Here is a 26,333-nt window from a genome sequence, read left to right on the forward strand (position 1 = left end):
TAATAGGTCTTTCGTCTCGACCGGCGCACCGCGATGCGCCCGTGCACGCCACCCCTGTCGTCCCTATGCCAGATAACGCTTCCACCCCGTCCGCCTCGCCCATTGCCCGCGTCAAGTCCGGCCAGCGTTTCGCCTTCGACGGCGCGCATGGTTCCGCCGACGCGCTCGCCATCGCCCGTTATCTCGCCGACAACCGCCAGGACGTGCCGCTCCTCGCGGTGATCTGCGCGAACGCGGTCGATGCGCAGCGGCTCTCGCAGGAAATCCGCTACTTCTCGCCCGACGCCCGCGTGCGCCTGCTGCCGGACTGGGAAACGCTGCCGTACGACACGTTCTCGCCGCACCAGGACCTCGTATCGGAGCGTCTCGCGACGCTGCACGATCTCGGCGAGGGCCGCTGCGACATCCTGCTCGTGCCCGCGACCACCGCGCTGTACCGGATGCCGCCCGCGTCGTTCATGGCCGCGTACACGTTTGCATTCGCGCAGGGCGAGCGGCTCGACGAGGCGAAGCTGAAGGCGCAGCTCACGCTGGCCGGCTACGAGCACGTGAGCCAGGTCGTGCGGCCCGGCGAATACTGCGTACGCGGCTCGCTGATCGACCTGTACCCGATGGGCTCGCCGCTGCCGTACCGGATCGACCTGTTCGACGACCAGGTCGACTCGATCCGCGCGTTCGACCCCGACACGCAGCGCAGCCTCTACCCGGTGCGCGACGTGCGCCTGCTGCCGGGCCGCGAGTTTCCGTTCGACGAAGCCGCGCGCACGGCCTTCCGCAGCCGCTGGCGCGAGACGTTCGAAGGCGACCCGAGCCGCGCGCCGATCTACAAGGACATCGGTAACGGCGTGCCGTCGGCCGGCATCGAGTATTACCTGCCGCTGTTCTTCGACGAAACCGCCACGCTGTTCCACTACCTGCCGCAGGATGCGCACCTCGTGTTCGCCGGCGATCTCGAGGCGTCGATCCGCCGCTTCACGGCCGACACGAAGCAGCGTCACGCGTTCCTCGCGCACGATCGCGAGCGGCCGATCCTCGAACCGCAGCGCCTGTTCCTGTCCGACGAGGATTTCTTCGCGTTCGCGAAGCCGTTCGCACGCGTCGTGCTGCCCGCGCAGCCGGCCGGCGGCTGGGCGACGGCGCTGCCCCAGCTCTCCGTCGATCGCCATGCCGACGATCCGCTCGCGTCGCTGCGCACGTTCGTCGAATCGTCCGGCAAGCGCGTCCTGCTGACCGTCGAATCGGCCGGCCGTCGCGAGACGATCCTGCAACTACTCGCCGAACACCATCTGCGCCCCGCGTCGAACGACCACTTCGCGGGCTGGCTCGAGAGCGACGAACGCTTCGCGCTCGGCGTCGCGCCGCTCGCGAACGGCTTTGCAGTGCCGGGCGAAGGCTACGCGGTGGTCACCGAGACCGAGCTGTACGGCGCGCTCGGCCGCCGCGCGGGCCGCCGCCGGCAGGAACAGGCGAGCAACGTCGATGCGATGGTGCGCGACCTGTCGGAACTGAAGGTCGGCGACCCGGTCGTCCACGCGCAGCACGGCATCGGCCGCTACATGGGCCTCGTGTCGATGGACCTCGGCGAAGGCGAGACTGAATTCCTGCATCTCGAATACTCGGGCGACAGCAAGCTCTACGTGCCGGTCGCGCAATTGCACGTGATCTCGCGCTACAGCGGCGCCGATCCCGACAGCGCACCGCTGCACGCGCTCGGCTCCGGCCAGTGGGAGCGCGCGAAACGCAAGGCCGCGCAGCAGATCCGCGATACGGCCGCCGAGCTGCTGAACCTGTACGCGCGCCGCGCGGCCCGCGAAGGCCACGCGTTCTCGCTCGATCCGCGCGACTACGTGAAGTTCGCCGAGAGCTTCGGCTTCGAGGAAACGCCCGACCAGGCGGCAGCCATCGCGGCCGTGATCGGCGACATGACGAGCGGCAAGCCGATGGACCGCCTCGTGTGCGGCGACGTCGGCTTCGGCAAGACCGAGGTCGCGCTGCGCGCCGCGTTCATCGCGGTGCTGGGCGGCAAGCAGGTCGCGCTGCTGTCGCCGACCACGCTGCTCGCCGAGCAGCACACGCAGACCTTCGCCGACCGCTTCGCGGACTGGCCGGTGCGGATCGTCGAGCTGTCGCGCTTCAAGACGACGAAGGAAGTGAACGCGGCGATCGCGCAGATCAACGAAGGCAGCGTCGACATCGTGATCGGCACGCACAAGCTGCTGTCGTCGGACGTGCAGTTCAAGCGCCTCGGCCTCGTGATCATCGACGAGGAACACCGCTTCGGCGTGCGCCAGAAGGAAGCGCTGAAAGCGCTGCGCGCGGAAGTCGACGTGCTGACGCTCACCGCGACGCCGATCCCGCGCACGCTCGGGATGGCACTCGAGGGGCTGCGCGACTTCTCGGTCATCGCGACCGCGCCGCAGAAGCGCCTCGCGATCAAGACCTTCGTGCGCCGCGAGGAAGAAAGCGTGATTCGCGAGGCGATGCTGCGCGAGCTGAAGCGCGGCGGCCAGGTGTACTTCCTGCACAACGAGGTCGAGACGATCGAGAACCGCAAGGCGATGCTCGAGGCGCTCGTGCCCGAGGCACGCATCGTGATCGCGCACGGCCAGATGCACGAACGCGAGCTCGAACGGGTGATGCGCGATTTCGTCGCGCAGCGCGCGAACGTGCTGCTGTGCACGACCATCATCGAGACCGGCATCGACGTGCCGAGCGCGAACACGATCATCATGCATCGCGCGGACAAGTTCGGCCTCGCGCAGCTCCACCAGTTGCGCGGCCGCGTCGGCCGCTCGCACCACCAGGCATACGCGTACCTGCTCGTGCACGATCCGCAGGCGCTGACCAAGCAGGCCCAGCGCCGGCTGGAAGCGATCCAGCAGATGGAGGAACTCGGTTCGGGCTTCTATCTCGCGATGCACGACCTCGAGATCCGCGGCACCGGCGAGGTGCTCGGCGACAAGCAGTCGGGCGAGATCCACGAGATCGGCTTCCAGCTTTATACGGACATGCTGAACGACGCGGTGAAGGCGCTGAAGAACGGCAAGGAGCCCGACCTCACCGCCCCGCTCGCCGCGACGACGGAAATCAACCTGCATGCGCCGGCGATCCTGCCGGCCGACTACTGCGCGGACGTGCAGGAGCGGCTGTCGCTGTACAAGCGGCTCGCGAACTGCGAGCACGGCGACGCGATCGACGGTATCCAGGAAGAACTGATCGACCGCTTCGGCAAGCTGCCGCCGCAGGCGCACGCGCTGGTCGAGACGCACCGGCTGCGGATCGCCGCGAAGCCGCTCGGCATCGTGAAGATCGACGCGAGCGAGGCCGCGATCGGGCTGCAGTTCGAGCCGAATCCGCCGATCGATCCGATGCGGATCATCGAGATGGTGCAGAAGCACCGGCACATCAAGCTCGCGGGCCAGGACAAGCTGCGGATCGAGACGCGCTCGCCCGACCTCGCGATCCGCGTGTCGACGATCAAGGAAACGCTGCGCGCGCTCGCCCCGAGGCAGGGCGCGGTGGCCGCGGCGCGCTGACGGGTCGTGACGCGGTCCTGACGGCCGCGCCGATGCTGCACCGCACTGCGCGCGGCGCGGGCGGGCCGGCGCGTTTTTGAGTATGATTTTCGCATTCATCAGACGGAGTTTTGCCATGTCCACTCTCGACGCCACGGCGCCGTCCACCGACACCCAAGGCGACGCGTCGCTCGTCAGCCTGCCCTGGATCAAGCAACTGGTGTCGATGGACACGACGAGCCGCGTGCCGAACCTCGGCCTGATCGAAACGGTGCGCGACGCGCTCGCCGCGAAAGGCATCGCCTCGACGATCACGCATGATCCACGCGAAGGCTGGGCGAACCTGTTCGCGACCGTGCCCGCGCACGACGGCTCGACGAACGGCGGCATCGTGCTGTCGGGGCATACCGACGTCGTGCCGGTCGACGGCCAGCAATGGGACAGCAACCCGTTCGCGCCGGAAATCCGCGACGGCCGCCTGTACGGCCGCGGCACCTGCGACATGAAGGGTTTCATCGGCGCCGCGCTCGCGCTGCTGCCCGAGATGCAGGCGACGAAGCTCGCGAAGCCGATCCATTTCGCGCTGTCCTACGACGAGGAAATCGGCTGCGCCGGCGCGCCGCTGATGATCGCCGACCTCGTCAAGCGCGGCGTGCAACCGTCGGGCTGCATCGTCGGCGAGCCGACCAGCATGCGGCCGATCATCGCGCACAAGGGCATCAACGCATACCGCTGCTGCGTGCGCGGCCATGCGGCGCACTCGTCGCTGACGCCGAAGGGGCTGAACGCGATCGAGTATGCGGCGCGCCTCATCTGCCACATCCGCGACATCGCCGACCGCTTCCGCGCCGAAGGCCCGTTCGACGCGCTGTACGACGTGCCGTTCACGACCGCGCAGACGAGCACGATCCAGGGCGGCAACGCGATCAACACGGTGCCGGCCGAGTGCCGCTTCGACTTCGAATTCCGCAACCTGCCGACGCTCGATCCCGAGCAGATCTTCACGCGCATCGAAGCGTATGCACGGGAAACGCTGCTGCCGCAGATGCTTCGTGAGCATCCGAATGCCGCGATCGAATTTTCGAAGATCGCCGCGGCGCCCGGCCTCGACGCAACCGAACAGGCCGCGATCACGCAACTCGTGCGCGCGCTGACGGCGGACCAGGACAAGCGCAAGGTCGCATACGGCACCGAGGCCGGCCTGTTCGAACGCGCGGGCATCCCGAGCGTCGTATGCGGGCCCGGCAACATCGAGCAGGCGCACAAGCCGAACGAATATGTCGAGCTCGCGCAGCTCGCCGGCTGCGAGCAGTTCCTGCGCAAGTTCATCCACAGCATGTCGGTCGACGCGCACTGACTGCCTCCCGCCACGCCGGCCCGCGTGTGCGGGCCGGCCCACTCCGCCACCCGCCACGTCATGTCGACTGAACAACAGGGCACGGCCCATACGACGATCGACGGCGAGCCGATCCCGACGCTCGACGAAATCGCCGCGCAGCATTTCGCGCTGTCGCCCTGGGTCGCGCGCACGCCCGTGTTCGAACGCGCCGACCTGCCTTCCCTCGAGGGCACGCACGTCAACTTCAAGTTCGAGCTGCTGCAGGTGAGCGGCAGCTTCAAGGCGCGCGGCGCGTTCACGCACCTGCTCGCGCTCGACGAGGCGCGCAAGAACGCCGGCGTCACCTGCGTGTCGGCCGGCAATCACGCGGCAGCCGTCGCGTATGCGGCCATGCGGCTCGGCAGCAGCGCCAAGGTCGTGATGTTCCACACCGCGAGCCCGACGCGCATCGCGCAGTGCAAGCAGTACCGCGCGGAAGTCGTGCTGGCGGGCAGCGCATCGCAGGCGTTCGATCTGGTGCGCCGGATCGAGGCCGAGGAAGGCCGCTTCTTCATCCATCCGTTCAACGGCTATCACACGATCCTCGGCACCGCGACGCTCGGCTACGAATGGGCGACGCAGACCCCCGACCTCGACGCGGTGATCGTACCGATCGGCGGCGGCGGGCTCGCGGCCGGCATGGCGACCGCGCTGCGGCTCGCGAATCCGCGCGTGCACGTGTACGGCGTCGAGCCGGAAGGCGCCGACGCGATGAGCCGCAGCTTCGCGGCCAATCACACGATCAAGATGAGCGCGATGCAGACAATCGCCGATTCGCTGATGGCGCCGCATACCGAGGAATACAGCTACCAGCTGTGCCGGCGCCACGTCGACCGCATCGTCACCGTGTCCGACGACGCGCTGCGTGCCGCGATGCTGTTCCTGTTCTCGCAATTGAAGCTGTCGGTCGAACCGGCATGCGCGGCCGCCCTCGCCGCGCTGCTCGGCCCGCTGCGCGAAACGCTGCAGGGCAAGCGCGTCGGCGTGCTGCTGTCGGGCACGAATACCGACCCGGGTACGCTCGGCATGCATCTCGCGCACGCGAAACTCCAGCACTGATCGCGCGCCGGGCGTCAGCGAACCAACCTAGGGTTATCCCCAGATTATGTTGACAGCCCTGTTGATAACCCGCCGGACAAGCACGCAAGTGGTTGAGCGCGCAGCGTTTTGCGCGCGCGGAGGTCGATCGACACGAATTGGGCAGATGCGGCCTTCAGCCGCCTGCCCCAAGACCTGGTGGCACCGCGCGGCGCCCATGATCGGCGGCGTCGCGATCGCACTGCTCGCCGGTTGCGCGGCACCGCCCGCGCCCCCGCCCCCGCCCGCCGCCGGCACGGCGCCGGCCTGCACCCAGACGGGCGAGAGCCGCATGCTGCAGGCCGACCTGCTGTTCGGGCGCGACATCGCGGGACACGGCTCCGTCACCGATGCGGAGCGCGCGGCGTTTCTCGCCGACACGGTCACGCCGCGTTTTCCCGACGGCCTGACCTACTGGGATACACACGGCCAATGGCGCGACCGCACGACGGGCGGCATCACGCGCGAGGACAGCTTCGTGATCCGTATCATCGCCGACGATACGCCCGACACGCGCGTGCGGCTCGCCGCGATCCGCAAGGCCTATATGGAGCAGTTTCATCAGGAATCGGTCGGCATGACGGTGGTGCCTGCCTGCGCGTCGTTCTGATTCAACCGCTCCCGCTTGCCTCGACGCACAAAAAAACGGGCGCCCGAAGGCGCCCGTCGCATGCATGAACAGCGGTATCCCGCTTACTTGTTCTCGAACATGTCCATGATCTGCTGCTTCTCCTGCGGCGTGACGGGCGGCGGCGCCAGCCCGGCCGCACCGGCCGAACCCAGCGCGTCGTTCGCGCTGATCGCGTTCTCGGCCGGGTTGATGTCGACGTTCGCGACGAAGCCGTTGCCCGGCGTGCGATCGGCGTAGTACAGCTCGCCGTCGATCGAGGTCAGGCCGTCCGGCATCGGCATCTGCTGCTCGGGCACGCCGTTCAGCGCGGTGCGCATGTAGTTCACCCAGATCGGCAGCGCGAGCTGCGCGCCGAACTCGCGGCTGCCGAGGCTCTTCGGCTGGTCGAAGCCCATCCATGCAACCGCGACGAGCGATTGCTGGTAGCCGGCGAACCAGCCGTCCTTCGCGTCGTTCGTCGTACCGGTCTTGCCCTGCAGGTCACTGCGGCCCAGTGCGTTGGTGCCCGCGCCCGTGCCGGCCGTCGCGACCGAATGCAGCAGGCTGTTCATCACATATGCATTGCGGCCTTCGATCGTGCGCGGCGCCGTGCTGCCCGCGAGCACCGGCTGCGACTTCTGCAGCGGCTGGCCGCGCGCGTCGTCGACCTCGGCGATCAGGTACGGATCGACCTTGTAGCCGCCGTTCGCGAACACCGCATAACCCGTCGCGAGCTGCAGCGGTGTCACGAGGCCCGCGCCGAGCGCCATCGGCAGGTAAGGCGGCGTCTTCGCGGGATCGAAGCCGAAGCGCTGCGTCACGTACTGCTGCGCATACTGCGTGCCGATCGACGCGAGGATCCGGATCGACACGAGGTTCTTCGAACGCTGCAGGCCGGTACGCATCGTCATCGGGCCGTCCGGCTGGTCGTCGTCCTTCGGCTCCCAGGCGGTGCCGCCTGGCACGCTCGGCGGGAAGTACAGCGGCGCGTCGTTGATCATCGTCGCCGGCCCCATGCCCTTGTCGAGCGACGCCGAGTAGATGAACGGCTTGAACGACGAGCCCGGCTGCCGCCATGCCTGCGTCACGTGGTTGAACTTGCTCTTGTTGAAGTCGAAGCCGCCGACGAGCGAGCGGATCGCGCCATCCTGCGGCGCGATCGCGACGAGCGCGCCTTCGACCTGCGGCAGCTGCACGACCTGCCAGCCCGTCTTGCCGTCCTTCAGCACGCGCACGACCGAGCCCGGCTTGATGCGCAGCGTATCGTTCGCGCGCGGGCTCAATGCGGCCGACACAAAGCGCAGCCCGGCCGGCCCGATCGTCGTGGTCGCGCCGCCGACGAACTGCACCTCGACCGCGTTCGGCGACGCCGACAGCACGACCGCCGACTGAAGGTCGCCGTTGTCCGGGTGATCGGCGAGCGCGTCGTCGATCGCCTCGTCGCGGTCGTCGCCGGCCGCGGGCAGCTGGATCGACGCTTCCGGCCCGCGATAGCCGTGGCGGCGCTCGTAGTCGAGAATGCCGCGACGCACGGCCTGGTACGCGGCTTCCTGATCGGCCGAATTGATCGTCGTCGTGACGGTCAGCCCGCGCGTATAGGTTTCGTCCTTGTACTGCTGGTACATCATCTGCCGCACCATCTCGGCGACGTACTCGCCGTGCACCGCGTACTGGTTGCCCGGCGTGCGCACGTGGATCTCTTCCTTCACGGCCTCGTCGTACTGCGGCTGCGTGATGTAGCCGACCTCGAGCATGCGCTTCAGGATGTATTCCTGGCGCACCTTCGCGCGCTTCGGATTGACGACCGGGTTATAGGCGGACGGCGCCTTCGGCAGCCCCGCGAGCATCGCCGCTTCAGCGAGCGTGATGTCCTTCAGGTCCTTGCCGAAATACACGCGCGCGGCGGCCGCGAAACCGTACGAGCGCTGGCCGAGATAGATCTGGTTCATGTACAGCTCGAGGATCTGGTCCTTCGTCAGGGCCTTCTCGATCTTGTACGCGAGCAGCATTTCGTAAATCTTGCGCGTGTAGGTCTTCTCGCTCGACAGGAAGAAGTTGCGCGCGACCTGCATCGTGATCGTGCTCGCGCCCTGGCGCGCGCCGCCGTGCATCAGGTCGGCGACGCCCGCGCGCAGGATGCCGACGAAGTCGACACCGCCGTGCTCGTAGAAGCGGTAGTCCTCGATCGCGAGCACGGCCTTCTTCATCACGTCGGGAATGTCCTGGAACCGCACGAGACTGCGGCGCTCCTCGCCGAACTCGCCGATCAGCACGTGATCGGCCGTGAACACGCGCAGCGGCACCTTCGGCTGGTAGTTGGTCAGCGCATCGAGCGACGGCAGTTGCGGCGCCATCACGACCAGCGCGTAGCCGACGATCAGCGCGCCGACGATCGCCAGCGTCGCGAACAGGCCGGCGAACCACAGCGCGACGCGCGAGCCGAACGAGCGACGGCGCCCTCCGCCGCCGCTGCGCTGGGTGCGGCGGTCGTCGTCGCGATCGTCGTCATCGGGGTAATAGGCTCCGGACGGCGAACGGCGCAGCGTGTAGTGGGGTTCGTTCCTGTCGGAAGAAGAAGGCGGTCGTTTGATAATTGGCATGTCGGAATGGCGGGCGTACGTGGCACCCTCGGACGCATGCGGAAATGCAAGCGGATGAATCAGAGCGGGTACAGCGTGATGCGGCTGTCACGTCGACAGACCCCGCCGCGCGGCGATCCGTTCCCGCGACGTGACAGCGCATTTTAATGAAATCGACCGGGTGCCTTCGCGATTTTTTGTAAAAATTCCCGCAATGCCGTGATTTGAGGAACGTATTGTCGGCATCCTCTGCCTATCATGGACACGCAATATGGTGCGCACGGTCGATTTTTCTTTCAACCGCGAAAGGTTCGACATCCTGATGCGCGCGCCGCTTGAACTCGCGCGTTTAAGCCGTATTTAAGTGAACCGGTGGTGTAATATCCGCCGGCTCATGCGGGTCGGAACCGGCTCGCTACGGGCACTGCCGCGGCTACGCGGCGCCTTTCAACCACGGAGGATTTCATGTCGCTTTTCGACTCTGTTTCGCGCACGATCAAAGGCCTGCTGAACGATGCGGCCGATTCGGTACAGGATCCGTCGCGCGACGCACGGCAGATCGTGCGGGAGCTCGACGACAGCATCGGCCGTGCCGAGAATTCGCTGATCGAGATCGAGGCACAGGTCGCGACCCAGCGCAGCAAGCGCGATGCGGCCGACGACAAGGTGAAGAAGTACGAGGACGGCGCGAAGCGCGCGCTGCAGGCCGGCGACGAGGCACTCGCACGCGAGGCGCTCGGCGCGCAGTCGAACGCGGAAGCCGAGCGTGACGCGCTCGCGGCCGAGCTGTCGACGCTCGAGCCGTCGGTCGACAAGCTGAAGGGGCAGATCGCCGACATGCGTCAGCGCCGCAACGACCTGAATGCGCGCTCGAACATCCTGCAGGCCAAGCAGGAAATCGCGCAGGCGAAGGACGTCGCGGCAAGCGCGCTGGGCGGCATCGGCGGCAAGAACCTGTCCGAAGACTTCCAGAAGCTCGAGGACAAGGTCGCGCTGCAGAACGCCCGCTCGGACGCGCGCCTCAATTCCGCCGACACGTCGAGCGGCAAGGCACTCGACGACAAGCTCGCCGCGCTGAACAAGGGCCCGTCGGTCGAGGATCGCCTCGCCGCGCTGAAGAAGCAGCTGGACACGCCCGCGCAGTAACGGCAACTGCGGGCAACCGCGCCGCCGCCCGCCCCGGGCGCGCGGCGCGAACCGATCGTCAGGAGACGGGCGCCTGCGCCCGGTTCGACCATGAAGAAATCTCTCGCCGCACTCGGCCTCTCGCTGATGTTGCTGTCGTCCGCCGCGTTTGCGGTCCCGTCGCTGCAGCAGGTCGAGCAGTCGATCGCGCAACGCAACTGGCAGCAAGCCGACACGCAGCTGTCGCAAGTCATCGACGCCCACCCGAACAACGCGCACGCGCGCTACCTGTATGCGCAGGTGCTGGACCGCGAGGGCCGCGCGTCCGACGCGCTCGCGCAGCTGCAGCGCGCGAAGTCGCTCGATCCGCAACTGAAGTTCACCGATGCGTCGCGCTTTGCCCAGACGGAGTCGCGCATTAGCGCCGACGCCGCGCGCGTGAGCGGCAACGCGCCGTCGGCGACGCAGGCCGGCACGCTGCAATCGTCGCTCGCGCCCGCTGCCGCGCCGGCCGAAAAACACGGCCCGTCGACCGGCATGTGGATCGGCCTCGGGCTGATCGTCGCGGTGATCGCGCTGGTGCTGCGCTGGACGCTGCGGCGCGCGCGCACGGCCGACAACAGCCGCGCCGACGACGAACGCCGCACGCAGCTCAAGCGCGCCACCGACGTGCTGAACGACATCCGCCCGCTGAAGCTCGACGCGAAGCTGTCGACGGCGCCGGGGGCCGCGGCGCTCACGGGCGAACTCGAAGCGATCGAGACCGACGCGCGCACGCTCGTCGAAACGCTGTCCAACGGCAAGAATCCGGTACCGCCCTATCGCGTCGACGAACTCGAACAGCGCCATGCGAGCGTGAAGGCACGCGTCGAGGGGCGTCCCGACCCGGCCGCGCAACCTGCTGCACCGGTGAACGGCAGCGGCTCCGTGTATGCGCAGGAAGCCGATCGCATGACGGGCGCGCAGGGCCAGCCGTATCCGCCGCAACCCTACCCGCAACAGCAGCCGCCTGTCGTGATCCAGCAAGGCGGCGGCGGTTTCGGCGGCGGCATGGGCGGCCTGCTGACGGGCGTATTGCTCGGCGAGGCGATGTCGGGCGGCCGCGAGCGCGTGGTCGAACGCGACGTGATCGTCGACGGCGAACGCCACCGGCAGGACAACGATCCGGGTTTCGACCTCGGCCGCGGCGATGCGTCGAACTGGAGCGACGGCAACGGCGGCGGCGGCGGCATGGACCTCGGCAGCAACGACGACGGCTGGACCGACGACAACACCTGACGCCGCGCGGCGCGTCGACACACCCGCGGCGCACTCCAACGCACGCCACGCTCCCCTTCAGCGCCGGCCGCGCCGACGCGCGGATTTGTCAATCATTTCAAGATGGACTACCGGCAATGGGGAGCGTTCGCTATCATGCGGCCATCGGCGTGCCACCGACCCTCATTCGACGCTCTGCATCCCCGCGCGTCGCGGCACGCCTCCCCTCGCCCCCAACAGGAGAAAGCCGCTCATGAGCATCATCAAGGAATTCAAGGAGTTCGCCGTCAAGGGCAACGTCATGGATCTCGCCGTCGGCGTGATCATCGGCGGCGCGTTCTCGAAGATCGTCGACTCGGTCGTGAAAGACCTCATCATGCCGGTGATCGGCGTGCTGACGGGCGGTCTGGATTTCTCGAACAAGTTCGTTCTGCTCGGCACCATCCCCCCGACGTTCAAGGGTAATCCCGATTCGTTCAAGGACCTGCAGGCCGCGGGTGTCGCCGCGTTCGGCTACGGCTCGTTCATCACCGTAGCGATCAATTTCGTCATCCTCGCATTCATCATTTTCCTGATGGTGAAATTCATCAACAAGCTGCGCAAGCCGGAAGAAGCCGCACCGGCCGCGACGCCGGAAGACACGGTGCTGCTGCGCGAGATCCGCGATTCGCTGAAGCAGCGCTGATCGCCGAGCACCCCGCCTGCCAGGCCCGCCCCGTGCGGGCCTTTTTATTGCGCGCGATGCACCGCCGCATGCGGCCTATCTCACTTTTTTGTGACGGGCGAATGCACGCGCGGGAAAAGCAGGTCTATGATGGAGACTAAACGACAGTACGGGCGCCAAGACGCTGACTGTGTCGATCATGGCGAGCAGGTCGACGGGAGACATTGATCGTCGTACTGCACGAAGGCAGCATTTTCGTGTGCTATAAAGGATCGACATGCGGCGTACATAGCCGGGAGTGGGTCGCATGAAAATGCCGCATTTCTTGCAATTGTTTTTGAGGCGAGTGTTTATGTCCTTCCCGAAAAAACGTCGGCGTGCCCAGCAGGATGGCCAGGAGTCATTCCTCGCGGTATTGCGCCACTCGAAACCGTTTGCCCAGCTCGACACCAAGATTGCCCGCGCCCGTGCGCAGGACGAACCCGTCCTGTACGCACACGTGCTGCCCGGTCTCGACGTGCTCCTGTGCAGCGTGCGCGGCGCCCAGCCGCCCTATCCCGCCATCGCCGAGCTGCGCAAGCGTTGCATCGAATCGATCGCCAACGCGCTCGAGCAGCCGCTCGACGGCCTCGAGAACGGTGGTTACTGGTACGAAGCGAACGGCTTCGGTTTCCTCGTGTTCGCCAGCCGTGCGCGTGCGCGCATCCTGCCCGAGTTTGGTGCAGGCACGAAAGCGAGCCTGCGCGGCGGGCTCGGCCGCCAGAACGCCGGCGACACGACACCCCGCTCCCTCGGCTGATCCGCCTGCCATTCGATGGGCCGCCTCCGGGCGGCCCATCTGCCATTCACCCGCCCCGCTTGCCCGTCACGACGCCTGCCGACGCCCGTTGCCGGGCCGCACGATGTCGATGAACGCGGCGAAATCGGCGCCGGCGAGCCCTTGCGCGGCGCCCAGCCGCAGCACCTGCTGCACGGTGGCCGACACCGGCATCACCGCACCCGTGTCGCGCGCCGCGTCGGCGATCGCATCGACGTCCTTCTGGAACGTGCTGAGCGCGCCGATCGGTGCATGACCGCCCGACGTCATGCGCGGCACGAACGTCTGCAGCAGCACCGAATCGGCCCAGCCGCCGGCCAGCGCTTCGGCCAACCGGGCGGCATCGATGCCGCTCGCCTGCGCGAGACCGACGGCCTCGGCAATCGCGGTCACCGTCGCGGTGACGATCGCCTGGTTGCACAGCTTCGCCGTCTGCCCCGCGCCCGCGTCGCCCATGTGCGTGATGCGCGACGCGTACGTGTCGATCAGCGGCCGCACCGTGTCGAGATCGGCCGCGCGGCCGCCGGCCATCACCGAGAGCGTGCCGGCCTGCGCGCCGGGCACGCCGCCCGATACGGGCGCATCGATCCAGCCGACGCCGAGTGCGGCCGCGCGCGCCGCGTAATCGCGCGTCGCGGCAGGCGGGATGCTCGAATGATCGACGATGCGTTGCAGGCGACGCGCGGCGGCGTCGCCTGCCAGCAGCCCGTGCTCGCCGAACACGACGTCGCCCACCGCGCGGCCGTCGAGCACGCACATGAATACCGTATCGACGCGCTCCGCCAGTTCACGCGGCGTGCCGGCCACTTGCGCGCCGTCCTTCACGAGCGCCTCGGCCTTGTCGCGCGAACGATTCCACACGCTGACCCGATGCCCGGCCGCCAGCAAATGCCGAATCATCGGCGCGCCCATCAATCCCGGTCCGCAAAATCCGACTTCCACGATGTTCCTCGTCTCCGATATGGGTTGCACTTGCCGCCCATCATACCTATCACTCAAGAAGCCGGGCACGCGCGGCGCCGCTTCGGGAACGCGACCTGCACCGGCGATATATGCCGATATCCCAGGGAGCGCATCATGAGCGACCACGTGTACAAGATGATCGAACTGACCGGTTCGTCACAGCAATCGAGCGACGACGCCATCCGCAACGCGATCTCGAAAGCCGGCAAGACACTGCACAACCTGCACTGGTTCCAGGTGACCGAAACGCGCGGCCACATCGAAGGCGACCAGGTGGTTCACTGGCAGGTGACGCTGAAGGTCGGCATGCGCATCGACGACTGACGCGCCCGTCGCACCCCACGCCGCGCCGCGATCCGGAGTCGCACCACACGTGCCTCCGCACGGCGCGGCGCGCCCGCTTGCAACCCTGTTCAGGCCCCTTGTCGCGGCCCGGCCGGCGGGTGCCTGCGGGTATCCATCTCTTGACGCTGATTTTCGTTCATATTAAAAACGATATACCCACAGTACCCCTCGATCAGCCCAGCCATATAACCCGGAGAAATCATGAGTCAGCAACGCGAGGCGATCGACACGTACCTCTTGCGCGTCTTGCACACCTTGTTGATGGAGCGCAGCGTCACGCGCGCGGCCGTCAAACTGAACCAGTCGCAACCGGCGATCAGCGCCGCGCTGCGGCGCCTGCGCGACATCACCGGCGATCCGCTGCTGGTGCGCGGCAAATCCGGCATGGTGCCGACCGAATACGGGCTGCGCCTGCTCGAGCCCGTGCAGAACGCGCTGCGTGAAATCGAGCGGATCAAGTTCCAGCAGCACAACTTCGACCCGGCCACGTCGATCCGCTGCTACCGGATCGGCTGCCCCGACTACCTGAACGTGCTGTTCGTGCCGACCGTCGTCGAGCGCTTTCGCCTGGCCGCGCCGAACGCGACGCTCGAGTTCCATTCGCTCGGCCCCGCCTTCGACTACGAGCTCGCGCTGGAGGACGGCAAGCTCGACATCGTCGTCGGCAACTGGCCCGAACCGCCCGAGCAGCTGCACCTGTCGAACCTGTTCGTCGACGAAATCGTCTGCCTGATGAGCAACACGCACCCGTTCGCGAAGCGTGGCGGGCTCACGCTCGACCAGTACCTGAACGCGCCGCATCTCGCGCCGACGCCGTACTCGGTCGGCCAGCGCGGCGCGATCGACGTGCATCTCGCGCGCGAACGGCTCAAGCGCCACGTGGTCGTCACGCTGCCGTACTTCAACCTCGCGCCGTACGTGCTCGTGAAGTCCGACCTGATCTTCACGACAACGCGCCTGTTCGCCGATCACTACGCGAAGTTCCTGCCGCTGTCGGTCGTGCCGGCACCGCTCGACTTCCCGCCGATGCAGTACTACCAGCTGTGGCACGAGCGCTGCCACTACTCCGACGAAGTGCGCTGGCTGCGCAGCCTCGTCGCCGAAGCCACCCGGACGCTGATCGAAGCGTAAGCGCGCACGACGCGCGCGCCGGCCACGCCGCTGCGGTGTGGCCCGGTGTGGCCCGAAGCGGCCTCGTGCGGCCGCGCGTGACGGATCCCGGCCTCGGCCGCCACGCGCCCGACGTGCAGCGCGCGGCGCACTCTCCAGCTCAGTGCATATCAGCGCGACGCCTCCACGAGTGCCTGCGCCAGCGCGTTATGCCGCGCGATGACGGGCGGCAGATCGAGCGTCGCCAGCCGCCCCTCCCGCACCACCACCTTCCCGTTCACCACCGTGTACGCCGTCTGCGACGGCGCGCAGAACACGAGCGCCGCGACCGGATCGTGCAGCGCCCCCGCGAACAGCGGCTGGCGCAGGTCGAATGCGGCGAAGTCGGCGGCCATGCCGGGCTTCAGCGCGCCGATATCGTCGCGGTTCAGCACCTTCGCGCCGCCGAGCGTCGCGATCTCGAGCGCTTCGCGCGCGGTCATTGCATCGGGCCCGAAACCGACCCGTTGCAGCAGCAGCGCCTGCCGCACTTCCGCGACCATCTGCGCGCCGTCGTTCGACGCGGAGCCGTCGACGCCAAGGCCGACCGGCACGCCCGCGAGACGCATCTTCTTCACCGGCGCGATGCCCGACGCGAGCCGCATGTTCGAGCACGGACAGTGCGCGACGCCCGTACCGGTGCGCGCGAACAGGCCGATGCCCGCATCGTCGAGCTGCACGCAGTGCGCATGCCACACGTCGTGGCCGACCCAGCCGAGATCTTCCGCATATTCGGCCGGCGTCATCCCGAACTTCTCGCGGCTGTACGCGATATCGTTGACGTTCTCCGCGAGGTGCGTGTGCAGCGACACGCCGTATTCGCGCGCCAGCACGGCCGCGTCGCGCATCAGCTCGCGGCTCACCGAGAACGGCGAGCACGGCGCGACCACCACGCGCAGCATCGCGTAGCGGCCTTCGTCGTGATAGGTCTCGATCAGGCGCTGCGTGTCGCGCAGGATCTCGGGCTCGCGCTCGACGACCGAATCGGGCGGCAGCCCGCCGTCGCGCTGGCCGACACTCATCGAGCCGCGGCTCGCGTGAAAGCGCATGCCGATCCGCTGCGCGGCGCCGATGCTGTCGTCGAGGCGGCTGCCGTTCGGGTAGATGTACAGGTGGTCGCTCGACGTCGTGCAGCCCGACTGCAGCAGCTCGGCCATCGCGGTGAGCGTCGACACCTCGATCATCTCGGGCGTCAGGTGCGCCCAGATCCGGTACAGGTTCGTGAGCCAGCCGAACAGTTCGGCATTCTGCGCGGCCGGCACCGCGCGCGTCAGGCTCTGGTACATGTGGTGGTGCGTGTTCACGAGCCCCGGGATCACGAGGTGGCCGCGCAGGTCGAGCACTTCGTCGGCCGTGTCGGGCAGCTCGGCGCTCGGGCCGACCGCGACGATCCGGTTGTCTTCGATGTAGAGCCCGGCGTCGCGCAGCTCGCGACGCGTGTCGTCCATGGTCACGAGCACGTCGGCGTGCTTGACCAGCAGGGTTTTCGGGCGGGACGAGGAAGGGTTCGGCGCGCGTGCGCCAGCGTGCTGCTCGAGGTTCATGCGTTCTCCGCGTCGGTTGCCCCCAGGCGCTGATCCTGGAGGCGGTCACACAGCCGTTCGAACGCTGAATCGCGGCACGCTCCGGTGCCTGCGTCCGTTCGAACGCCCTGGCCCGGTTACCCGGCGTGCTCGCCGTCTTCGGGGTACGCGCGGGCCACAGGCCGACGCGCACGGCGGGAGGATCGCCCAAGCACGCGCCGCACACAATGCGCGATCCGGAATACCGCGCTTCACGGTTTCGATATGGTACGCCGCGCACCACCCGGCGAAAGGCCGGAAACACCCGAAAAGCCCGCCGGAAGCGGTATCCGGCATACCGTCGACAGCCGCTCATGCGCGGCGCATTATCTTTGATATCGCGCCCGTATTTGCGCGGGGAACCTTTTTACAATGCCTGCACGGCGCTCGCTTCAATCTCGCCGACGGGTATGTAGCCACGTGACGTGGAGCCTCGATCCGCCGCACAGTCAATGGATCGAGTCGCCGCCGAACCCCGCATTCACATAAGGACACAACGAATGGGAAAGCTCACTACCCACGTACTCGATACGGCGCACGGCCGTCCCGGCGCGGCAATCAAGGTGGACCTCTACGCGCTGGACGGCGAATCGCGCCGCGCGCTCAAGACCGTGCTCACCAATAGCGACGGCCGCTGCGACGAACCCCTGCTCGAAGGCGCCGCGCTCGCCGCCGGCGCATACGAACTCGTGTTCCATGCTGGCGACTACTTCGCGTCGCTCGGCGTGAAGGTGCCCGAACCCCGTTTCGTCGACCGCGTCGTGCTGCGCTTCGGCATCGCCGACACCGCTTCGCACTACCACGTGCCGCTGCTCGTGTCGCCGTGGTCGTACAGCACCTATCGCGGCAGCTGACATTCGAATCAGCGCCCGCATCAAACAAACGATTTGAGTCTGGAGGAGTTTCATGGAAGGCTTCATCACCGACTGGCTGAACCTCGCGCTGCGATGGCTGCACGTCATCGTCGCCATTGCGTGGATCGGCGAGTCGTTCTATTTCGTCGCGCTCGACAACAGCCTGAAACCGCCGACCGACCCGAACCAGCGCAAGCGCGGCGTGTTCGGCGAGCTGTGGCATGTCCACGGCGGCGGTTTCTACAACATGCAGAAATACACGGTCGCCCCGCCGGAAATGCCGGATGACCTGCATTGGTCGAAGTGGCCGTCGTACACGACCTGGCTGTCGGGCTTCTCGCTGTTCTTCGTGCTGTACCTGCTCGCACCGAACACCTACCTGATCGACAAGAGCGTGCTCGACATGGGCCCGGTGGTCGCCGTCGCGTCCGCACTCGGCTTCCTCGCGGCCGGCTGGATCGTCTACGACTCGCTGTGCCGCATCCTCGGCACCAACGACCGCGTGCTCGGCATCTGCGTCGGCATCTACGTGGTCGCCGCCGCCTACCTCGCGTGCCATATCTTCGCGGGCCGTGCCGCCTACCTGATCGTCGGCGCGATGCTCGCGACGATCATGTCGGCGAACGTGTTCTTCGTGATCATCCCCGGCCAGCGCAAGATGGTCGACAAGATGCTCAAGGGCGAAGAGCCGAACCCGATCTACGGCAAGCGCGGCAAGCAGCGCTCGGTGCACAACACGTACTTCACGCTGCCGGTCGTGTTCGCGATGCTGTCGAACCACTACGCGATGACCTACACGAACAAGTTCAACTGGGTCGTGCTCGTGCTGATCATGCTGGCCGGCGCGCTGATCCGCCAGTTCTTCGTGATGCGTCACCGCGGCAAGCAGCTGTGGTACCTGCCGATCGGCGGCGTCGCACTGCTGTCGGGTGCGCTGGTCTGGACGATGCCGAAGCCGGTCGCACCGGAAGCGCAAGCGGCCAACGCACCGAAGATCGTGATCAACGACATCATGCCGATCCTGCAGCAACGCTGCGTCGAGTGCCACTCATCGAAGCCGACGCTGATGGGCAGCGCGCCCGCGGGCGTGATGTTCGACACGCCGGACGAAGTGTCGAAGAACGCACAGCGCATCTACGAACAGGCGGTGCGCCTGAAGGCGATGCCGATCGGCAACGTCACGCACATGACCGACGACGAGCGGACGAAGCTCGCCGCCTGGTTCGAGGGTGGCGCGAACAAGTAAGCCGCCGTGCGCCGGGTGTGAGTGCCCGGTGCAATCCTCTCCGTTCTCGGGCCCGGTGACGGGCCCGTTCTTTTTGGCGCGCCCCGGATGCCCTTCGCGTGTCAGCCGCGCGTCGCGTCGCGCTGGAGCGCGACGAGCGCATCGAGCGCGCGCGGGCCGTCGTCGAACGGCACGAAGATGTGATCGTGGTACGCGGCCGCCATCACGTTGCAGCTGATGCCGGCCGCGCCGAGTGCCCGCGCGAACGCCGCCGTGAGGCCGACGGCCGCCAGGTCGGAATGCACGGTCAGCGTGATCCAGGCCGAGCGGAACAGCACCGGCCAGCCGCGACGTGCAGCCGTTTCCTCGTCGACCACGACCGTCAGCCCTTCCGCTTCGCGGAACGTCGCAACGACTTCGGATAACGATACGTCTGCATCGGCCGGCAGCGACACGAAGGCGAACGCACCCGGATGCAGTTCGGGCTGCATCGTGCGCAGCAGGATCGCGAGGTCGTTTTCAGGTTGGCTCATCGGAAGAACACGCCCGGAACCGGGCATCGTGCGGTGGAGATGCGGGCACGATAGCATGCGCCGCCGCTGCTACCGCTACGAGCGCATCGTCGCGACCTCGTCCGCGAGCCAGCCGCGCAGTGCGACGATGCGCGGATCGTCCTGCGTGCGTTCGGGATACACGACGTGATACGCAAGGCCCGGCGCCACCCCGACGCTCACGTCGAACAGCTGCACCACGCGCCCTTCCGCGAGATCGCGCGCGATCATGTGCGGTTCCGCAAGACCGACCGCCGTGCCGTCCGTCACGGCCTGCACGACGTGGCTCGAATCCGGAAACGACACGCACCGGCTGTCGTCGAAACCGTCGACGCCGGCCGCGGCCATCCACGCCGACCAGCGCGGCCAGGTCACGCCGTCGACTTCGCAATCGACCTGGCAGAGCGTATGGCGCAGCAGATCGCGCGGCTTGCGCAACGGCGGCCCGGCCGACAGCAGTGCCGGGCCGCAGACCGCGACGACCGACGTATCGAACAGGCGCTGCGCGCACGCGTCGCGATAGCGCCCGGTGCCGAAGCGGATCGCGACATCGACGTCGTCATCGTCGAAATCGCGCAACCGGTCGGTGATGTCGAACGTCAGCTCGAACGCCGGATGCGCGGCCCTGAAACGCGGCAGGCGCGGCAGCAGCCAGTGCGTCGCGAAACGCGCGCCGACCGACACGCGCAACTCCGTCTGCTCCCGCGCGATGCGCCGCGCCCGGGCCGTCGCGCGCTGCAGGCCCGCCAGCGCATCGGCGGCCGCGGCGGCCAGCACGACACCGGCCGGCGTCAGCCGGATGCTGCGGCTCGTGCGGACGAACAGTGCGACGTCGAGCTGCGCCTCGATTTCCTTGATCTGATGACTGACCGCCGCCGGCGTCAGCCCGACCTCGTCGGCCGCCCGCGAGAAATTCAGGTGCCGCGCCGCCGCATCGAACGTCCTCAGCGCGCGCGTACCTGGCCACGTGCGTTCCATCGATCTTCAAACCGGATTTGATGACCGTTCCAAAACTACTCGTTTTTCAAGATGCCATCAATCCGCAAACAATAGGCTTTCTTGACGATGCCGCGAGCCGCCCCGCGCTCGCGACCGAACCCGGAGATCCGCCGATGACCGTTGCCCCGTTCCCGTCCGTCGTTCAGCTCAACGGCGGTGCCGCCACCCCGGACGCGCTCGCGTCGCTCGCATTCGCGGGCCACGCGCATTTCACCGCGATGCAGGTGCGCGACGGCCGCGTACGCGGCCTCGACCTGCATCTCGCGCGGCTGCGCGATGCGTCGAACGCACTGTTCAATCAGGCACTGCCCGACGACCGGATTCGCGCGCTCCTGCGCGCTGCGCTCGAGCGCGCGCCGTCGGCGCTGTCGCTGACGGCGACCGTGCATGCGACGACGGGGGAATTCGTCGCGCCGCGCGACGACGAAGCGCTCGACGTGCTGGTGCGCACCGCCGCGCCGTCGTCGGGGCCGGCGGGCCCGCTCGATCTCGCGTTGTTCGATCACGAGCGCGTGCTGCCGGAGATCAAGCACGTCGGCGAAGTCGCCAAGACGCACTTCCTGCGCCGCGCGATCGCGCAGGGTTTCGACGATGCGGCATTCGTCGATCGCCACGGACGCATCAGCGAAGGCTCGATCTGGAACCTGGCGTTCTGGACGGGCGACGCGGTCGTGTGGCCGGTGGCCGGCATGCTCGGCGGAGTCACGATGCGCATCGTGCGCCGGCAGCTGGCGCGCCTGGGCGTCGCGCAGCACGATCGCGAACTGACGCCGGCCGACCTGCCGTCGATGGCCGGCGCCGTCGTGATGAACTCGTGGACGCCCGGTGTCGCCGTGCACCGCTTCGGCACGGCGACGCTGCCGGACGCGTCGTCGTTCGTCGCCCTGCTGCATCGCGCGTACGAACAGGAGGTGTCCGTCGCGCCGTGACGCGCGGGCCCCGTGTCGGGCATGGCTCACCCGTCGACCGTCTCCGGCAGCCGCGCGATCGCCTTGATCTCGAACTGGAAGCCGTACAGCCAGGTCACGCCGACGGCGGTCAGCGTCGGATGAGGCGCGTCGCCCCAGTACTCGGGGACGATCTCCCAGATCCGCTCGAACGTCGCTTCGGGATCGACGAGGAACACCGTCACGTCGACGACGTCGTCGAACGTGCAGCCGGCCGCGCGCAGTACCGCGTTCAGGTTGTCGAACGCGCGGCGGACCTGCACGCCCAGTTCCGGTTCGGGCGAGCCGTCCTCGCGGCTGCCCACCTGCCCGGACACGAACAGGAAGCCGTTCGAGCGCAGCGCCGGCGAATAGCGGTTGCGCTCGTACAGTGCCTGCCGACCGGGCGGAAAAACCACGCTACGCTTTACCATTCAGCACCTCCTTCGGTTTGTGGGGCGAAACCGCCCCGGCATCAACGATGAAGGCACTTTAAGGACGGTGGCGCGGCGAATAAACCGGCAACCCTGTCCAACACTGTTTGCGCGCCCCAAACAATTCCCGACCGACGCGGAGCCCTGACCCGATGGACCGATTCGACGCAATGCAGGCGTTCGCCCGCGTGGTGGAAGCCGGCAGCTTCACGAAGGCCGCCGAGACACTGCACATGAGCCGCACCACCGTCACGCAACTCGTGCAGCAGCTCGAGGCACGGCTGCGCGTGAAGCTGTTCAACCGCACGACGCGCAAGGTCGTCGTCACCGCGGACGGCGCCGCGTACTACGACCGCGTCGTGCGGCTGCTGGCCGACATGGACGATGCCGAAACCAGCCTGTCCGCGGCGTCCGCGACGCCCCGCGGGCGGCTGCGCGTGGACGTGCCGAGCCCGTTCGCGCGCCTGATCCTGATCCCCGCGCTGCCCGCGTTCCATGCGCGCTATCCGGACATCCAGCTCGACATGGGCGTGAGCGACCGCGTGGTGGACGTGATCGGCGAGAACGTCGACTGCGTCGTGCGCGGCGGCGAGCCGACCGACCGCTCGCTGGTCGCGCGGCATGTCGGCGACCTGCGGCTCGGCGTGTACGCGTCGCCGGCCTATCTCGCGCGTGCCGGCACGCCGGCTCATCCGGACGAGCTGGAGGACTCGCATCACCGGATCGTCGGGTTCCTGTGGGCGCGCACCGGCAAGGCGTTGCCGTTTGCGATGGCATGCGACGGCGAGCGGATCACCGTGCGCGGACGCTACGTGCTCGCGGTCGACGACGGCAATGCGTACCTCGAGGCCGGCCTCGCCGGGCTGGGCATTCTGTGGCTGCCCGACTACATGGCCGGCGCGCATCGCGCCCGCGGCGAACTGGTGCCGCTGTTCGAGCGATGGCAGCTCGAACCGATGCCGATGTACGTCGCGTTCCCGCCGAACCGCCACGTCAGCGCGAAGCTGCGCGTCTTCATCGACTGGGCCGCCGGGCTGATCGCCGAGCATGCGCCGGTCGCGGACCGGCGCCGCGGTGCCCACGGTTCGCGCGACGCGCGCAAGACCGCGGCGACCTGAATCGCGTCGAAACGGCGGCACCATGAAAAAACCCGCGCAACGTGCGCGGGTTTTCGATCGGCCATGGCGGAACCGCCAGCGACGACTCAGGCCGTCAGCGCGTGCAGCGCCTCGTCGGTGAGCCACAGCGATTCCTGCAGGTCCTGCTCGTTCAGGTTCAGGCCGTCGCCGCCGCGATCGACGACGATGAAGTCGCTGACGCCGCCGAGCGCGATCAGCGGGTGATGCCACACGCCCTTCGCATAGTTGACGCCCTGCCACCCGCTCGTCACGAACGCGCGGATCTTCGCCGGATCGAGATCGCCCGCGGGCGCCACGACGACGAGATACGGCTGGTCGTTCAGCGGCACGAACGCCTGGCTGCCGAGCGGGTGCCGTTCGAGCATCTTCACTTCGAACGGCAGCGTGCGCGGCTGGCCGCGGAACAGGTTGACGAGCGTGCGGCCGTCTTCATCGGTCACGTCGACTTTCGCGAGATCGTGGAAGCGGATCGTCGTGCCGAGGTTGATCGGGATCTGCTTTGCCCCTTCCGTTTCGATCACGTCGCCGAACGGCGCGAACGCTTCCCTGGTCAGCGGTTCGATGACAAGCGTCTTCATTTGTCGAGCGTCCCCCACAGACGCAGGCGCGACACGCCGCCGTCCGGAATGATGTTCAGTCGCACGTGCGTGACGGGGCCGAGCGACGCGATGTCTTGTTCGAAGTAGTGCTGCTTGTCCATCTGCAGCTTCTGTTCGCCGAGCAGCACCGGCCAGAACATCGACTGCGTGATCAGCGAGCTGTCCGTTCCGCCCGACACGTACGCGGCCTGGATCGAGCAGCGATCCGGATAGTTGCCCTTGAAGAACGCGGTATCGACTTCGATCTTGCGGATCACGCCCGGCTGCGCGAGCGCGATGATCGCCCAGTCGTTGCCCGGTTCGCGGCGGCGGCGGGTTTCCCAGCCGTCGCCCATGTTCACGCCGCGACCCGGCAGCAGCAGGTTCGACGCGACGCCGAAGTGCTGGTTGTTCGCGGCCACCACGTAACCGCCGTTTTCCATCGCCGCGAGGTCGAACTGCTCGGTCGCGCTCGCGCCGGCCCAGTCGAGCTGCGGCTGGCCGTACACACGCAGGCGTGCAATGCCGCCATCCGGGTAGATGTTCACGCGCAGGTGCGTGAACGCACGCGCGTCGCTCGCGTCGACATAGTGATGGCTGTTGCCCTGCAGCGTCGTCGACGGCACGATCTCGACCCACTCGGTCGCCTGCGTCGGCGCGCCGTCGGCCACGAACGCGGCCTCGATCGACGCGGCCGGCGGGAAGTTGCCGGTGAAGTGGCTCGTGTCGATGTCGAAGCCCTTGATCACGCCCGGGCGCGCGAGCTTGACGATGCACCAGTCGTAGCCCGTCGTGCGCTTGCGGCGCGTTTCCCAGCCGTCCATCCACTTGCCGTGGTCGTCGTACTTGCCGGGAATGAAGACGGCCGGCTCGGGGTTCAGCATCCGGTCCTTCGGCGCGAAGAAATCGTCGCTGGCCTCGAGCGCCTGCGCACCGAGACGCGGGTCGGCAAGATTCACGTAGCGCCGCGTGAATTCGGGTGCGTTGGGATCGAGAAGCGGAACAGCCATGATGTTTCCTTGTTTCAGTGAGGCGATCCGGCCGCTGCGACGCAGCGGGCCGTACCGCGGTGTCAGGCGTCGATCAGGTCGTCGAGGCGGAAGCGCGCGATCCGGTAGATCTGGTCGAGGCTCGCGCGCAGTTCCTCGGTGCGCGAATGATTCACGCGCGACTCGAAGTTCGCGATGATGCCGTGCCGGTCATAACCGCGCACCGCGAGGATAAACGGGAAGCCGAACTTCTCGCGATACGTGCGGTTCAGCGTCAGCAGCTTGTCGAACTCTTCCTGCGTGCACTGGTCGAGGCCCGCGCCGCTCTGCTCGCGCGTCGACTCGGCCGTCAGCTCGCCGCGCACGGCGGCCTTGCCGGCCAGTTCCGGGTGGGCGTTGATCAGCGCGAGCTGGCGCGCTTCACCGCCCGATTCCACGGCACCCGACATCGTCTTGTGCAGCGCGTCGATGCTCGCGAACGGCCGCTCGCCGGCGGCGACTTCGGCCACCCACGGCGAATGTTCGAAGATCCCCGACAACGCCGCGACAAATGCGCTCGGCGCCATCGTGTTCAGTTGATCCAACGTGTAGCGCATCGCCTTCATGCTTTCCCTTCGTTTCGATGATTGGGCTGATACGGATGATGTTCACGCCAATGACGCGCGATATCGACACGGCGCGTCACCCATACGCGATCGTGCTTCTCGATGTGATCGAGGAAACGCTGCAGCCCGCGGAAACGACCCGGCCGGCCAAGCAGCCGGCAGTGCATGCCGATCGACAGCATCTTCGGCGCTTCGTCGCCCTCCGCGTACAGCACGTCGAACGCATCGCGCAGGTAGTCGAAGAAGTGATCGCCGGTGTTGAAGCCCTGCGGCGTCGCGAAGCGCATGTCGTTCGTGTCGAGCGTGTACGGCACGATCAGCTGCGGCGACGTCTTGCCGCCCGACACTTCGACGTCCATCCAGAACGGAAGATCGTCGCCGTAGTTGTCGGAGTCGTACAGGAAACCGCCGTATTCCGCGACGAGACGGTGCGTGTTGGGGCTGTCGCGGCCGGTGTACCAGCCGAGCGGGCGCTCGCCCGTCACGCGCTCGATCGCTTCCATCCCGAGGCGCATGTGCTCGGCCTCGAGTTCCGGCGTCATGCTCTGGTAGTGGATCCAGCGCCAGCCGTGGCACGCGATTTCATGGCCCAGCTCGACGAACGCGCGCGCGAGCTCCGGGTGGCGTTCGATCGCCATGCCGACGCCGAATACCGTCAGCGGCATCCCGCGCTTCTCGAATTCGCGCAGGATACGCCACACGCCGGCCCGCGAACCGTATTCGTAGATCGACTCCATGCTCATGTGGCGGTCGGGATACGCGGCCGCGCCGACGATTTCGGACAGGAACTGCTCGGAGCCCGGATCGCCGTGCAGCACGCAGTTCTCGCCGCCCTCTTCGTAGTTCAGCACGAATTGCACGGCGACGCGGGCGCGCCCCGGCCAGTTCGCCTGCACGGGATGGCGGCCGTAGCCGATCAGGTCGCGAGGATAGTTGGGATCGAGTGACATGGTTCGAGGTGCGGCGAAAGCTCGCTGAAATAATGGGTTCGC

At 67.5% G+C, this 26,333-nt stretch carries 24 protein-coding genes; 14 read left to right on the plus strand and 10 right to left on the minus strand.

What is annotated here, in order from left to right; all coding sequences use genetic code 11:
* Positions 1-65: 65 nt before the first annotated feature.
* From mfd to APZ15_RS14700, 4 genes are all read left to right on the plus strand, one after another.
* Complete coding sequence (gene mfd, locus APZ15_RS14685; RefSeq protein ID WP_027787144.1) at positions 66-3,536, plus strand: transcription-repair coupling factor; 3,471 nt, start codon at positions 66-68, stop codon at positions 3,534-3,536.
* 115 nt (positions 3,537-3,651) lie between these two features.
* On the plus strand, positions 3,652-4,872 hold the full coding sequence (gene argE / locus APZ15_RS14690; RefSeq protein ID WP_027787143.1) for an acetylornithine deacetylase: 1,221 nt from the start codon (positions 3,652-3,654) through the stop codon (positions 4,870-4,872).
* 60 nt (positions 4,873-4,932) lie between these two features.
* Entirely contained in the window at positions 4,933-5,952 is a 1,020-nt protein-coding gene (locus APZ15_RS14695) for a threonine/serine dehydratase (RefSeq protein ID WP_027787142.1), read from the plus strand.
* A gap of 196 nt (positions 5,953-6,148) precedes the next feature.
* Complete coding sequence (locus tag APZ15_RS14700; RefSeq protein WP_027787141.1) at positions 6,149-6,580, plus strand: DUF3574 domain-containing protein; 432 nt, start codon at positions 6,149-6,151, stop codon at positions 6,578-6,580.
* An 83-nt stretch (positions 6,581-6,663) separates the two neighbouring features.
* Here the strand turns inward: APZ15_RS14700 and APZ15_RS14705 are convergent, their stop codons facing one another.
* On the minus strand, positions 6,664-9,180 hold the full coding sequence (locus APZ15_RS14705) for a penicillin-binding protein 1A (RefSeq protein WP_027787140.1): 2,517 nt from the start codon (positions 9,178-9,180) through the stop codon (positions 6,664-6,666).
* Between the two features lie 444 nt (positions 9,181-9,624).
* Here APZ15_RS14705 and APZ15_RS14710 point away from each other — a divergent pair, with 444 nt between their 5' ends.
* The 4 genes from APZ15_RS14710 (at position 9,625) to APZ15_RS14725 (ending at position 13,004) form a co-directional block, all read left to right on the plus strand.
* Complete coding sequence (locus tag APZ15_RS14710; RefSeq protein ID WP_021160377.1) at positions 9,625-10,305, plus strand: PspA/IM30 family protein; 681 nt, start codon at positions 9,625-9,627, stop codon at positions 10,303-10,305.
* Positions 10,306-10,395: 90 nt separating this feature from the next.
* Entirely contained in the window at positions 10,396-11,562 is a 1,167-nt protein-coding gene (locus APZ15_RS14715) for a tetratricopeptide repeat protein (RefSeq protein WP_027787139.1), read from the plus strand.
* 232 nt (positions 11,563-11,794) lie between these two features.
* Positions 11,795-12,226, plus strand: a complete 432-nt coding sequence (gene mscL / locus APZ15_RS14720) for a large conductance mechanosensitive channel protein MscL (protein WP_006487991.1) — start codon at positions 11,795-11,797, stop codon at positions 12,224-12,226.
* A gap of 331 nt (positions 12,227-12,557) precedes the next feature.
* Positions 12,558-13,004, plus strand: coding sequence for a hypothetical protein (locus APZ15_RS14725; RefSeq protein WP_027784713.1), 447 nt, complete (start codon positions 12,558-12,560; stop codon positions 13,002-13,004).
* A 66-nt stretch (positions 13,005-13,070) separates the two neighbouring features.
* Here the strand turns inward: APZ15_RS14725 and APZ15_RS14730 are convergent, their stop codons facing one another.
* Positions 13,071-13,964, minus strand: a complete 894-nt coding sequence (locus tag APZ15_RS14730) for an NAD(P)-dependent oxidoreductase (RefSeq protein WP_027787138.1) — start codon at positions 13,962-13,964, stop codon at positions 13,071-13,073.
* 135 nt (positions 13,965-14,099) lie between these two features.
* On the opposite strand from APZ15_RS14730, the gene APZ15_RS14735 reads away from it, so the two are divergent.
* Positions 14,100-14,309 carry a dodecin gene (locus tag APZ15_RS14735; RefSeq protein WP_021160372.1) on the plus strand — a complete coding sequence of 70 codons (210 nt, stop codon included), beginning with the start codon at positions 14,100-14,102 and terminating at the stop codon, positions 14,307-14,309.
* Between the two features lie 222 nt (positions 14,310-14,531).
* Entirely contained in the window at positions 14,532-15,461 is a 930-nt protein-coding gene (locus APZ15_RS14740) for a LysR substrate-binding domain-containing protein (protein WP_006478550.1), read from the plus strand.
* Positions 15,462-15,610: 149 nt separating this feature from the next.
* On the opposite strand, the gene APZ15_RS14745 is transcribed toward APZ15_RS14740, so the two are convergent.
* Positions 15,611-17,023, minus strand: a complete 1,413-nt coding sequence (locus APZ15_RS14745; protein ID WP_021160371.1) for an 8-oxoguanine deaminase — start codon at positions 17,021-17,023, stop codon at positions 15,611-15,613.
* A gap of 518 nt (positions 17,024-17,541) precedes the next feature.
* Here APZ15_RS14745 and uraH point away from each other — a divergent pair.
* Together uraH and APZ15_RS14755 are read left to right on the plus strand one after the other, a co-directional pair.
* Complete coding sequence (gene uraH, locus APZ15_RS14750; protein ID WP_027787137.1) at positions 17,542-17,895, plus strand: hydroxyisourate hydrolase; 354 nt, start codon at positions 17,542-17,544, stop codon at positions 17,893-17,895.
* Between the two features lie 52 nt (positions 17,896-17,947).
* Positions 17,948-19,141 carry a urate hydroxylase PuuD gene (locus APZ15_RS14755; RefSeq protein ID WP_021160368.1) on the plus strand — a complete coding sequence of 398 codons (1,194 nt, stop codon included), beginning with the start codon at positions 17,948-17,950 and terminating at the stop codon, positions 19,139-19,141.
* A gap of 101 nt (positions 19,142-19,242) precedes the next feature.
* Here the strand turns inward: APZ15_RS14755 and APZ15_RS14760 are convergent, their stop codons facing one another.
* Both APZ15_RS14760 and APZ15_RS14765 read right to left on the minus strand, forming a co-directional pair.
* Positions 19,243-19,653: an ACT domain-containing protein gene (locus APZ15_RS14760; protein WP_027787136.1), complete on the minus strand. Its 411-nt coding sequence runs from the start codon at positions 19,651-19,653 to the stop codon at positions 19,243-19,245.
* A 75-nt stretch (positions 19,654-19,728) separates the two neighbouring features.
* Positions 19,729-20,649, minus strand: a complete 921-nt coding sequence (locus APZ15_RS14765) for a LysR substrate-binding domain-containing protein (RefSeq protein ID WP_027787135.1) — start codon at positions 20,647-20,649, stop codon at positions 19,729-19,731.
* A gap of 134 nt (positions 20,650-20,783) precedes the next feature.
* On the opposite strand from APZ15_RS14765, the gene APZ15_RS14770 reads away from it, so the two are divergent.
* The gene (locus APZ15_RS14770) at positions 20,784-21,599 is read left to right on the plus strand and encodes an aminotransferase class IV family protein (RefSeq protein WP_027787134.1); all 816 of its coding nucleotides are present in this window, start codon (positions 20,784-20,786) and stop codon (positions 21,597-21,599) included.
* A 26-nt stretch (positions 21,600-21,625) separates the two neighbouring features.
* Here APZ15_RS14770 and APZ15_RS14775 read toward each other — a convergent pair whose 3' ends face one another.
* Positions 21,626-22,030 carry a RidA family protein gene (locus tag APZ15_RS14775; protein ID WP_027787133.1) on the minus strand — a complete coding sequence of 135 codons (405 nt, stop codon included), beginning with the start codon at positions 22,028-22,030 and terminating at the stop codon, positions 21,626-21,628.
* 152 nt (positions 22,031-22,182) lie between these two features.
* On the opposite strand from APZ15_RS14775, the gene APZ15_RS14780 reads away from it, so the two are divergent.
* Positions 22,183-23,148 carry a LysR family transcriptional regulator gene (locus APZ15_RS14780; protein ID WP_027787132.1) on the plus strand — a complete coding sequence of 322 codons (966 nt, stop codon included), beginning with the start codon at positions 22,183-22,185 and terminating at the stop codon, positions 23,146-23,148.
* A gap of 86 nt (positions 23,149-23,234) precedes the next feature.
* On the opposite strand, the gene APZ15_RS14785 is transcribed toward APZ15_RS14780, so the two are convergent.
* The 4 genes from APZ15_RS14785 to puuE form a co-directional block, all read right to left on the minus strand.
* Positions 23,235-23,747, minus strand: a complete 513-nt coding sequence (locus APZ15_RS14785) for an ureidoglycolate lyase (protein ID WP_027787131.1) — start codon at positions 23,745-23,747, stop codon at positions 23,235-23,237.
* Positions 23,744-24,757: an allantoicase gene (gene alc / locus APZ15_RS14790; RefSeq protein WP_027787130.1), complete on the minus strand. Its 1,014-nt coding sequence runs from the start codon at positions 24,755-24,757 to the stop codon at positions 23,744-23,746. Before alc ends, APZ15_RS14785 begins: the two co-directional genes overlap by 4 nt.
* A gap of 62 nt (positions 24,758-24,819) precedes the next feature.
* Positions 24,820-25,341 carry a 2-oxo-4-hydroxy-4-carboxy-5-ureidoimidazoline decarboxylase gene (gene uraD / locus APZ15_RS14795; protein WP_027787129.1) on the minus strand — a complete coding sequence of 174 codons (522 nt, stop codon included), beginning with the start codon at positions 25,339-25,341 and terminating at the stop codon, positions 24,820-24,822.
* Positions 25,338-26,291: an allantoinase PuuE gene (gene puuE, locus APZ15_RS14800; RefSeq protein ID WP_027787128.1), complete on the minus strand. Its 954-nt coding sequence runs from the start codon at positions 26,289-26,291 to the stop codon at positions 25,338-25,340. Before puuE ends, uraD begins: the two co-directional genes overlap by 4 nt.
* Positions 26,292-26,333: the final 42 nt, after the last annotated feature.

Origin of the sequence: Burkholderia cepacia ATCC 25416 (assembly GCF_001411495.1) — a bacterium.
GTDB lineage: Bacteria > Pseudomonadota > Gammaproteobacteria > Burkholderiales > Burkholderiaceae > Burkholderia > Burkholderia cepacia.